Here is an 8,049-nt window from a genome sequence, read left to right on the forward strand (position 1 = left end):
GTTCATTGCTATTCTATCTATCGCCACGGGCTATCGTGGTTTGGAGGGTAATAATGAATATTCGTGATCTTGAATATCTGGTCTCACTTGCTGAATATCGCCATTTCCGCCGTGCGGCAGATGCGTGTCATGTCAGTCAGCCAACGTTAAGCGGGCAGATCCGCAAGCTGGAAGATGAGCTGGGTGTGATGCTGCTGGAGCGTACCAGCCGTAAAGTGCTGTTTACCCAGGCCGGTTTGCTGCTGGTAGATCAGGCGCGCACGGTTTTGCGTGAAGTAAAAGTGCTGAAAGAGATGGCCAGTCAGCAAGGGGAAGCGATGTCAGGCCCGCTGCATATCGGCCTTATCCCGACCACCGGCCCCTACCTGTTGCCACAGATTATCCCGATGCTGCACCAGACGTTCCCGAAACTGGAAATGTATCTGCATGAAGCTCAGACGCAGCAGCTGCTGGCACAGCTCGACAGCGGCAAACTGGACTGCGCGATTGTGGCGCTGGTCAAAGAGAGCCAGGCCTTTATTGAGGTTCCGCTGTTTGATGAACCGATGAAGCTGGCGATCTACGAAGATCATCCGTGGCGCGACCGCGATCGGGTACCGATGTCCGATCTGGCGGGCGAGAAATTACTGATGCTGGAAGACGGGCACTGTCTGCGTGACCAGGCGATGGGATTCTGTTTTGAGGCGGGTGCCGACGAAGATACCCATTTCAGGGCAACCAGTCTGGAAACGCTGCGCAATATGGTGGCAGCAGGCAGCGGCATTACACTGTTACCGGCGCTGGCGGTTCCGCCGGAACGTATCCGCGATGGGGTCTGCTATCTTCCGTGCTATAAACCGGTACCACAACGCACGATTGCGCTGGTCTATCGGCCGGGTTCGCCTCTGCGCAGCCGTTATGAACAGCTGGCAGAAGCAATCAAAACCCACATGCAGCACTATCTCGACACGACGTTAAAACAGGCGGTTTAAGCCGTTTAACGCCGCCACGCGATAGGCTTCCGCCATCGTCGGATAGTTAAAGGTGGTATTCACGAAGTACTCAATCGTGTTGCCACCATTTTTCTGCTCCATGATCGCCTGACCGATGTGAATAATCTCGGCGGCACGCTCACCAAAGCAGTGGATCCCCAGAATCTCTTTGGTTTCCCGGTGGAACAGGATCTTCAGGCTGCCGACGTTCATCCCTACAATCTGCGCCCGCGCCAGATGTTTGAACTGCGCGCGTCCCACTTCATAGGGCACTTTCATGGCGGTCAGCTGCTGCTCGGTTTTGCCCACGGAGCTGATTTCCGGAATGGTGTAGATACCGGTCGGGATATCTTCAATCAGGTGCGCTGACGCTTCCCCTTTAATAATCGCCTGCGCGGCAATGCGGCCCTGATCGTAGGCGGCAGAGGCCAGACTCGGATAGCCAATCACGTCACCGACCGCATAGATGTGCGGCTGCGCGGTCTGATACATGCTGTTGACTTTCAGCAGGCCACGGCCATCCGCTTCCAGACCGACATTTTCCAGCGACAGGGAATCGGTGTTGCCGGTTCGGCCGTTGGCGTAAAGCAGGCAGTCCGCTTTCACTTTCTTGCCGGATTTCAGGTGGATGATGACGCCATCTTCCACGCCCTCAATCTTCTCAAACTCTTCGTTGTGACGAATCACCACGCCGCTGTTCCAGAAGTGGTAGGAGAGCGAATCAGACATCTCCTGATCGAGGAACGCCAGCAGACGGTCGCGGGTATTGATCAGGTCAACCTTGACGTTCAGACCGCGAAAAATCGAGGCGTATTCACAGCCAATCACGCCGGCGCCATAAATGATGACGTGGCCCGGTTCGTGATGCAGGTTGAGAATGGAGTCTGAGTCATAGACGCGGGGATGGGTAAAGTCGACATCGTCAGGATGGTAAGGACGTGAACCACAGGCGATGACAAATTTCTCTGCCGTCAGCCGCTCACGCGTCCCATCAGGTTGTTCAATCTCAATGGTGTTGGCATCAACAAAATGCGCATCGCCCTGGTACAGTTCGCAGCGGTTACGCTCGTAGAAGCCCTGACGCATGGCCGTCTGCTGGCTGATCACGTTTTCCGTGTGATTGAGAATGTCGGCAAAAGAGGAGCGAAGGAGTCGGGTGTGATCGCTGTAAAGCGGGTTCTGGTTAAATTCGATAATGCGACTGACGGCGTGACGGAGGGCTTTAGAGGGGATGGTGCCCCAGTGGGTACAGCCGCCGCCGATGTTATGGTAGCGTTCGATCACGGCGATGCGCGCTCCCTGTTTTACCAGCCCCATCGCCGCCCCTTCACCGCCGGGCCCTGAGCCAATCACAATGGCATCGTAATCGTAAGACTTTTGCATACCGATACGTCCTATTATTTATACATTTTTACAACGAGATTCTAACATCTCGTCGCGCACTTCTGAATTCTATCAGCGATTTTCATCACAGTTTGACAAAGAGTGAGGTTCACAGGCGGTGACAAAGATTGCCAATCTGTACGCTGAAATTTTTGATATAGTGCCTGCCTAACACCGCTAAAGGCAGAGAGAATGGGCGTCAGAGCGCAACAAAAAGAACGTACACGACGTACACTGATTGAAGCAGCGTTCAGTCAGCTCAGCGCCGAACGCAGTTTTGCCAGCCTGAGTCTGCGGGAAGTTGCCCGCGAGGCAGGTATCGCACCCACCTCCTTTTATCGTCATTTCAAGGATGTCGATGAGCTGGGCCTGACGATGGTGGATGAAAGCGGGCTCATGCTGCGACAGCTGATGCGCCAGGCGCGCCAGCGTATCGCCAAAGGCGGCAGCATCATTAAAACGTCGGTGTCGACCTTTATGGAGTTCATCGGCAACAACCCCAACGCTTTCCGCCTGTTACTGCGTGAACGTTCCGGCACCTCCGCCGCTTTCCGTGCCGCCGTGGCGCGTGAAATTCAGCACTTTATCGCTGAACTGGCTGACTATCTTGAGGTCGAAAATCGCATGCCGCGCAGTTTTACCGAAGCGCAGGCTGAGGCGATGGTGACCATTGTCTTCAGCGCCGGTGCAGAAGCACTGGATGTTGATGCTGAGCAGCGTCGTAAGCTTGAGGATCGGCTGGTGTTACAGCTGCGTATGATCGCCAAAGGCGCCTATTACTGGTACCGCCGGGAGCAGGAGCGTCTCGCGGTTACCCTGGAAAAACCCGAAGAGTAATGAGTAAGGATCCGTCCATGACCCACCCGGCTTCCCGCGATAAAGGCACACTGGCACTGGCTTTTATTACTGGCTTAGCGATTAATGGCTCATTTTCTGTGCTGTTCAGCGCCTTTGTTCCCTTTTCCATTTTTCCGCTGATTGCACTGGGCCTGGCGGCCTGGTGTCTGCATCAGCGTTACCTCAACACCAACATGCCGGAGGGGATGCCGGGCCTGGCAGCCGCCTTTTTCCTGCTGGGGATTCTGGTTTACAGCGCGCTGGTGCGGGCAGAATACCCGGATATGGGCTCCAACTTCATCCCCACTGTTCTGATGGTGGCGCTGGTGTTCTGGATTGCAACGCGATTTAAGCGCAAGCGTAATCAGTAAAAAAAACGGGAACCGCAGGGTTCCCGTTTTTGTTTATGCTTCAGGCTTTACGCGTCAGCAGAACACCGCATTCCATATGATGGGTGTAAGGGAACTGGTCAAACAGCGCCAGGCGCGTAACGTCGTGCGTTTGCGCCAGCGTCTGCAGGTTGTCGCTCAGGGTCTGAGGATTGCAGGAGATATAGAGGATGCGCGGATAAGCCTGCACCATCTTCACCGTCTCATCATCCAGTCCGCTGCGCGGCGGATCGACAAAAATCGTCTCGCAGTCGTAGCTGGTCAGATCAATGCCTTCCAGACGATTAAAGCTGCGGACACCGTTCATCGCCTGGGTAAACTCTTCCGCCGCCATGCGAATAATCTGCACATTATCGATCTGGTTAGCGGCGATATTGTATTGCGCCGATGCCACGGAAGGTTTGGCGATTTCCGTGGCCAGTACACGGCGGAAATTGCGTGCCAGCGCCAGCGAGAAGTTACCGTTGCCGCAGTAGAGTTCCAGCAAATCCCCCTGAGAATCCCGGGTGACATCCAGCGCCCACTCCAGCATCTGAATATTCATTGCCGCGTTAGGCTGCGTAAAACTGTTTTCAACCTGGCGATAGATAAGCTCGCGGCCCGCCACTGGCAGACGTTCGTCAACGTAGTCGCGATCGAGACAGATTTTCGTTTTGGTTGCGCGGCCAATCAGCTGCACATCCAGCCCTTCGGCACGCAGCCGATCGCGCAGCGCGGCGGCGGCCTGCTGCCACTCGTCGTCCAGCTTGCGGTGGTAGAGCAGCGAAATCACAATCTGATTGCTCAGGGTCGAGAGATAGTCGATCTGGAACAGCTTGTGGCGCAGAGTACGGTTATCGCGGATCGCGGCGATCATCTTTGGCATCAGCTGGTTGATCAGCTGGCTGGCCGCAGGGAACTGATCGACACGGATCCGTTCGCGCGTCTGCTGATCGAAGATGATGTGATAGATATCATCACCGTCGTGCCACAGCCGGAACTCTGCGCGCATCCGATAGTGGCTGACCGGTGAACGGAACACCTCCACGTCGGGCGCAGCAAACGGCGTCATCATCGTCTCTAAACGACTGACTTTTTCCGCCAGCTGTGCGTCATACTCTTCAATAGGGAGATGTTCGGGTGTCATGAGCAATCCTGATTAATAGCTTACCAGCGGGCGATTGTAGGCATTCACTTGCTGATGTCCAGTCCCGCAGAGCGATGATTTCCGGCTATCTGGACTTCCGAATCGCCACTCCGTAGACTGCAGACGCCGGCCTCAGCCTGAGTTAATAGGGAATCCAGTGTAAATCTGGAGCTGACGCGCAGCGGTAAGGAATGTCGTGATGAGTGCAATAGCAGACACTGTCCTGCGGGATGGGAAGTCATCATCATTTATGGTTCCCAGCCCGAAGACCTGCCGGTGTAACGTCGCTACTCGTACAATCATCGCGTGCTATCGATTGTCGGCCTGCGGCATCCTGCTTCGTCTTATGGATGCGATTTAAAAATGATAAAAAAAAGTGTATCGCTGTTCGCTCTGAGCGCAACGGCGGCTTCTCTCTGGGCGCAAAACGGGTTTGCTCAGGCAAATGATGAGACGCAAATCGTGACCGCTAACCGTTTTGCCGAACCTGTCTCCGGCGTGCTGGCACCCACCACCGTCGTGACGCGCGATGAGATTGAGCGCTGGCAGGCTAAAAGCCTGGCGGATGTGATGCGCCGCCTGCCGGGTGTTGATGTGGCGCAAAACGGCGGGTTAGGTCAGCAAAGCTCCCTGTTTATTCGCGGCACCGAGTCCCGCCATGTCCTGATCCTGATTGATGGCATCCGGCTTAATCAGGCCGGAATCAGTGGTTCGTCCGATCTCAGCCAGATTCCGCTGACCCTGGTGCAGCGTATCGAATATATCCGCGGGGCACGTTCTGCCGTCTACGGTTCTGATGCCATTGGCGGCGTAATTAATATCATCACCGGCCGGTCGCAGCCGGGAACCACGCTGACGGCGGGCATGGGCTCCAATGGCTATCAATCTTATGATGGCTCTACCCAGCAGAGGCTGAGCGACGCCACCACGCTGACCCTGGCAGGCAACTATACCTACACCAGAGGATATGATGTGGTGGCGGGTTATCCCAGTAACTATGGCCCGGCACAGCACGACCGCGACGGATTCATGAGCAAAACCCTCTATGGCAATCTTGAGCATCAGTTCAGCGATGAGCTGAGTGGGTTTGTGCGCGGCTACGGATTTGATAACCGCACCGCCTATGACGGGGCATACAGCTACGATGAGAGTTATACCAACATCATCGGTCTGCCGGACACCCGCCAGCTCTACAGTCAGACCTGGGACACCGGTTTACGCTTTAACCGTGATTTCTACTCTACTCAGCTCATCGCCAGCTATGGCCATACCAAAGATATCAACTACGACCCGCGCAATGGCCGCTACGGTGCCGCCTCTACGTTTGATGATGTCACGCAGTACAATCTGCAGTGGGGCAACACGGTGCAGATGGGGCAGGGCGCGGTGAGTGGGGGTGTCGACTGGCAGAAAGAGACTACTGAGCCAGGCACCAATACTCTGTCAGAGGGGTATGAGCAGCGTAACACCGGCCTCTACCTGACCGGCCAGCAGCAGTTCGGCACGGTTACCCTGGAAGGGGCGGTACGCGGTGACGATAACAATCAGTTCGGCTGGCATAACACCTGGCAGACGGCAGCTTCCTGGGAGTTTATCTCGGGCTACCGTGCATTCGCCTCTTATGGCACCGCCTTTAAGGCGCCGAATCTGTCACAGGTTTACAGCCCGGCTTATGGTAATCGGGACCTGGAACCGGAAAAAAGTAAACAGTGGGAAGGCGGCTTTGAAGGGCTGAGCGGGCCGGTCAACTGGCGCGTGTCGGGCTACCGCAATGACATCGATAACCTGATTGATGGCGATCCGGCGACCTTCCGGTACTACAACATTAAGCAGGCGCGTATTAAAGGCGTGGAAGCGACGGCAGGCTTTGATACCGGGCCACTGACGCATCAGCTCTCTTATGATTATGTCGATGCGCGGGATGGCAGCACCAATCAGCCGCTGGTTCGCCGGGCAAAACAGCAGGTGAAGTATCAGCTCGACTGGACGCTGTATGACGCGGACTGGTCCGTGACCTATCACTATCTGGGCGACCGCTACGATACGGATTTCAACAGCACGCCCAGCCGCCGCGTCAGGGAAGGTGGCGTCAGTCTGTGGGATCTCGCCGTCTCATATCCTGTCACTTCACAACTCACAGTTCGTGGTAGAATTGCCAACCTGTTCGATAAAGATTACGAGACAGCGTATGGCTATCAGACTCCAGGACGAGAGTATTACCTCAGCGGCAGCTACAGCTTCTGATTTGCGACCCACCGTGCTGGTATTTGACTCCGGCGTCGGTGGGCTTTCTGTCTATGATGAGGTCCGTCAGCTACTGCCGGATCTTCATTATCTCTACGCCTTCGATAACGCCGGCTTCCCTTATGGTGAGAAAAGCGAATCCTTTATCGTGGAGCGGGTGGTTGCCATCGTTGAGGCCATTACCCGCCGCACGCCTCTCTCATTAGTCATCATCGCCTGCAATACCGCCAGCACGGTTTCGCTGCCTGCATTGCGTGAACACTTTTCGTTTCCTGTTGTAGGCGTCGTTCCGGCGATTAAACCGGCTGCGCGCCTGACGCGTAATGGTGTCGTGGGCTTGCTGGCGACAAGAGCAACCGTTCGCCGTCCTTATACCCATGAGCTGGTGGCACAGTTTGCTGGCTCCTGCAAAATTGAGATGCTGGGATCGGCGGAGCTGGTGGAGCTGGCAGAAGCCAAGCTGCATGGCGGGGAAGTGGCACTGGATGAGGTAAGGCGTATTGTTCAGCCATGGCTGCGGATGGCGGAACCGCCTGACACGGTGGTTTTAGGCTGCACTCACTTTCCTTTACTGCGCGAAGAGCTGCAACAGGTCCTGCCGGAAGGAACGCGCCTGATTGATTCCGGTGCGGCAATTGCCCGACGTACGGTCTGGCTGCTGGAGCATGAAGCACCTGAGGTACGTTCCTCACAGCAGAATGTTGCGTTCTGTACGGAGCTGGATGGCGAAGCGGTACAATTATCACCCGTTTTACACCGTTATGGCTTCCCATTGCTGGAAAAACTGGCGCTTTAGGGGCTTTTAGCTGAAAAAAACAGCACTCGGAATTTTATTTGAAATTAGCACTTGTCAGCCTCCGAGAACTCCCTATAATGCGCCTCCACTGACACGGCACAACGGCTTACGAAGCGTCGCGTTAAGTGGTTCGAAATCATACGAACCAGTGAGTTAAGCGAAAATAAATGCTTGACTGACAATGCGGAAAGCGTAATATACGCAGCCCGCGCCGCAGGAAAACGCGGCACTGCTCTTTAACAATTTATCAGACAATCTGTGTGGGCACTCGCAGGATTGATATCAGCGTCTTCGGACGCACAA

The 8,049-nt window shown here is 55.3% G+C and carries 7 protein-coding genes and 1 riboswitch; of the genes, 5 read left to right on the forward strand and 2 right to left on the reverse strand.

Annotated elements, in window-relative coordinates:
* The first annotated feature begins 53 nt into the window (after window positions 1-53).
* Complete coding sequence (gene oxyR, locus HFD92_RS19040) at window positions 54-971, forward strand: DNA-binding transcriptional regulator OxyR (protein ID WP_009088000.1); 918 nt, start codon at window positions 54-56, stop codon at window positions 969-971.
* Here oxyR and sthA read toward each other — a convergent pair.
* Window positions 954-2,354 (reverse strand): Si-specific NAD(P)(+) transhydrogenase, encoded by a 1,401-nt coding sequence (sthA, locus tag HFD92_RS19045; protein ID WP_009087998.1) that lies wholly within the window; start codon window positions 2,352-2,354, stop codon window positions 954-956. The two genes, oxyR and sthA, sit on opposite strands and share 18 nt — an antisense overlap.
* A gap of 192 nt (window positions 2,355-2,546) precedes the next feature.
* Here sthA and fabR point away from each other — a divergent pair, with 192 nt between their 5' ends.
* Window positions 2,547-3,191, forward strand: a complete 645-nt coding sequence (fabR, locus tag HFD92_RS19050; RefSeq protein ID WP_009087996.1) for an HTH-type transcriptional repressor FabR — start codon at window positions 2,547-2,549, stop codon at window positions 3,189-3,191.
* Window positions 3,192-3,208: 17 nt separating this feature from the next.
* Window positions 3,209-3,562 (forward strand): YijD family membrane protein, encoded by a 354-nt coding sequence (locus tag HFD92_RS19055; protein ID WP_009087994.1) that lies wholly within the window; start codon window positions 3,209-3,211, stop codon window positions 3,560-3,562.
* A gap of 40 nt (window positions 3,563-3,602) precedes the next feature.
* On the opposite strand, the gene trmA is transcribed toward HFD92_RS19055, so the two are convergent.
* Window positions 3,603-4,706: a tRNA (uridine(54)-C5)-methyltransferase TrmA gene (gene trmA / locus HFD92_RS19060; RefSeq protein ID WP_058957345.1), complete on the reverse strand. Its 1,104-nt coding sequence runs from the start codon at window positions 4,704-4,706 to the stop codon at window positions 3,603-3,605.
* Window positions 4,707-4,816: 110 nt separating this feature from the next.
* A riboswitch (cobalamin riboswitch) is annotated at window positions 4,817-4,999 on the forward strand.
* Window positions 5,000-5,069: 70 nt separating this feature from the next.
* Here trmA and btuB point away from each other — a divergent pair.
* Complete coding sequence (gene btuB / locus HFD92_RS19065) at window positions 5,070-6,950, forward strand: TonB-dependent vitamin B12 receptor BtuB (protein ID WP_167429497.1); 1,881 nt, start codon at window positions 5,070-5,072, stop codon at window positions 6,948-6,950.
* Window positions 6,895-7,746, forward strand: coding sequence for a glutamate racemase (gene murI, locus HFD92_RS19070; RefSeq protein WP_009087991.1), 852 nt, complete (start codon window positions 6,895-6,897; stop codon window positions 7,744-7,746). Before btuB ends, murI begins: the two co-directional genes overlap by 56 nt.
* Window positions 7,747-8,049: the final 303 nt, after the last annotated feature.

Source organism: Pantoea sp. EKM101V (assembly GCF_011800325.1).
Classification (GTDB): domain Bacteria; phylum Pseudomonadota; class Gammaproteobacteria; order Enterobacterales; family Enterobacteriaceae; genus Pantoea; species Pantoea anthophila.